This is a genomic window from Agreia sp., from assembly GCF_964263775.1.
In the GTDB taxonomy this organism is placed as follows: domain Bacteria; phylum Actinomycetota; class Actinomycetes; order Actinomycetales; family Microbacteriaceae; genus Agreia.
In genome coordinates, this window is record NZ_CAXVWM010000104.1 from 1 (window position 1) to 2764 (window position 2764).

3 protein-coding genes are annotated in these 2764 nt (G+C 66.6%); 2 read left to right on the plus strand and 1 reads right to left on the minus strand.

Translation table 11 applies throughout. From position 1 onward, the window contains the following. The coding region (locus ACE5CZ_RS08050; protein ID WP_374946810.1) for a DUF72 domain-containing protein at positions 1-330 on the plus strand (330 nt) is incomplete at its 5' end. A 106-nt stretch (positions 331-436) separates the two neighbouring features. After that, complete coding sequence (gene purF, locus ACE5CZ_RS08055) at positions 437-1909, plus strand: amidophosphoribosyltransferase (protein ID WP_374946812.1); 1473 nt, start codon at positions 437-439, stop codon at positions 1907-1909. A 99-nt stretch (positions 1910-2008) separates the two neighbouring features. Here purF and ACE5CZ_RS08060 read toward each other — a convergent pair. Next, positions 2009-2764, minus strand: a 756-nt coding sequence (locus tag ACE5CZ_RS08060) for a 5'-nucleotidase C-terminal domain-containing protein (protein WP_374946811.1), incomplete at its 5' end; no start/stop codon positions are given.

Sequence of the window (2764 nt, forward strand, 5' to 3'; positions counted from 1 at the left end):
AGGGTGGTCGTCGAGCCGCGCCACGCCAGCTGGTTCGACGACGGCGTCTACGAGCTGCTCGAGCGGCACGGCGCAGCCCTCTGCGTGATGAGCGGAGCCGGCCTGCCGTGCGTTCTGCGCGCAACCGCGCCGTTCGTCTACCTGCGCCTGCACGGACCCGACACGGGCACGCTCTACGCCGGGTCCTACTCCGATGCCGATCTGGCCTGGTGGGCCGATCGCATCCGCGAGTGGCAGGCGCAGGGCCGGGATGTCTCGGCCTACTTCAACAACGACGGCTCGGGTCACGCGGTGCGCAATGCGCAGACGCTCCGCGGGATGCTGGCGTAGCCCCCTCGTGCCGATGGGGTCGGGGGGCGCCGAGGGGCGGCGGTCGCCGAGCCTCCCGTAGACTGGGCACGGCCTATTTCGCGAGATGTCTGGAGTTCTGCCCGGTATGTGCGGCATCGTCGGTATCGTCTCGTCCGGTCCGGTCAATCAACAGGTTTACGACAGTCTGCTTCTGCTTCAGCACCGCGGACAGGACTCGACAGGCATCGCCACGGCCGACGACTCGACCTTTCACATGATCAAGGCCAAGGGTCAGGTTCGAGAGGCTTTCCGCACCCGCGACATGCGCTCGCTGCTCGGAAATGTGGGACTGGGTCATGTGCGCTACGCCACGAAGGGCGTCGCCGGCAACGAGCAAGAGGCGCAGCCGTTCTACGTGAATGCGCCCTACGGCATCGTGCTCATCCACAACGGCAACCTCACGAACACCCGCGAGCTCAATCAAGAGCTGTTCCACATCGACCGCCGGCACCTGAACACCTCGAGCGACACAGAGCTGCTGCTCAACGTGCTCGCCACCGAGCTGCAGAGCCAGGTCTCCGGGCTCGACCTCGAGCCCGACCAGGTCTTCGATGCCGTCGCCAACGTACACGAGCGCATCGAGGGCTCCTACGCCGTCATCTCGATCATCGCCGGCCACGGGCTGCTCGCATTCCGCGACCCCTTCGGCATCCGCCCCCTCGTTCTCGGCAAGCGCAGCGATGCGAACGCACTCGCCGGCGTGCAGCGCGACGAGTGGATCGTGGCCAGCGAGTCGCTCGTGCTCGAGGCATCCGGTTACGAGGTCGTGCGCGAGGTCGCCCCCGGCGAGGCCATCTTCATCACGCAGAACGGCGAGATGTACTCGCGCCAGTGCGCCGAGAACCCGGTGCTCGTTCCGTGCTCGTTCGAATACGTCTATCTCGCCCGCCCCGACAGCGTCATGAACGGCATCTCGGTCTACGAGGCCCGTCTGCGTCTCGGCAACCGCCTCGCCACCACCATCGCCGACCTCACCCCGATGGGCGACATCGACGTGGTCATGCCCATTCCCGACTCGTCGCGACCGGCCGCCATGCAGGTGGCGCAGAAGCTCGGGGTCGAATACCGCGAGGGCTTCTACAAGAACCGCTACGTGGGCCGCACCTTCATCATGCCGGGGCAGGCCGAGCGCAAGAAGAGCGTGCGCCAGAAGCTCAACGCCATGTCCACGGAGTTCAGGGGCAAGAACATCCTCATCGTCGACGACTCGATCGTGCGCGGCACGACGTCTAAGGAGATCGTCGAGATGGCCCGGGCCGCCGGCGCGAACAAGGTCACGTTCACCTCTGCCGCTCCCCCGGTGCGATTCCCGCACGTCTACGGCATCAACATGCCGTCGCGCGAAGAGCTGATCGCTCACGGACGCAGCTTTCCCGAGATCGCCCGCGAGCTCGGCGCCGACCACCTGATCTACCAGGAGATCTCCGACATGGAGAGCGCCATCCTCGAGGGCAGCGACGTGAAGAACCTCGAGATGAGCTGCTTCACGGGCGAGTACGTCACCGGCACGGTGAGCCCCGAGTACCTCGCCTGGGTCGAAGCGACGCAGCGCTCCTAAACATTGGCGCAATAGCTCGACATCGACGAAGGCCCGGGTGCGAACCCCGGGCCTTCGTCGTTGCGCTGGTCGAATAGACCGCCTTCGGCCGTATCGCGGCTAGCCGACCTGCGACATGCGTCGACGGCGCAGCAGCACCAGCGCGCCCACGGCGAGAAGCAGACCGGATGCGAGCAGCGGCACCGTCGCATCCAGACCCGTTGCGGCCAGGGCGGCCTGGGCCGCGGGCGCCGCCACGTTGTTTCCCCCACCGATCGAGGGCTGTTCCGACGGCGCTTCGACGACCGGTCCGATGCCCCCGATGACCTGCACAGGGAAGTAGCGTGCGACTCCCGTGAGCGGAAGCCTGACGGAGACCACGTGAGCCCCGTTCGTCACCGACGCCGGGATGGCGAACGACACGGTCGCACGGCCCTGCTCATCGGTCGTGCTGATGATCGTCGGGTCGATGTCGGCCCGCGCCAGCTCGACGCCGTCGAAGAGCACGACGACCTCGGTGTCCTTCACCGGTGCGCTGCTCAGGATGAGCGACGACAGGGCGAACGAGTATTCGGTCCCCGGTCTCGCGGTTCCCAGGTCGACCGTGCCTGCAACGGCCGAGGCCGAGAGGTCGGTGACGCCGATTGACCGGGTGGCCGAATCCGGCGAGACGGGGCTGTTCGCCTCGATGTAGTCGACGAACGCCTGCAGGTCGACCCGACCGGAGTCGGCCTGACCCTGCGTGTTGGCGAGTTCGGTGAAGTTGTCGCCGCCCGCTGCGAGGAAGCTGTTCATCACCACGGTGAAGACCTGGTCGTCGGTGATCGGTACACGCTGATAGAAGATCTGGGTGATGTGCGAACCGACCGCCGCAGC

What these genes read in the sequence shown, in the direction of transcription:
- purF (WP_374946812.1), top strand. Translation starts at nt 437, where the DNA reads ATGTGCGGCATCGTCGGTATCGTCTCGTCCGGTCCGGTCAATCAACAG.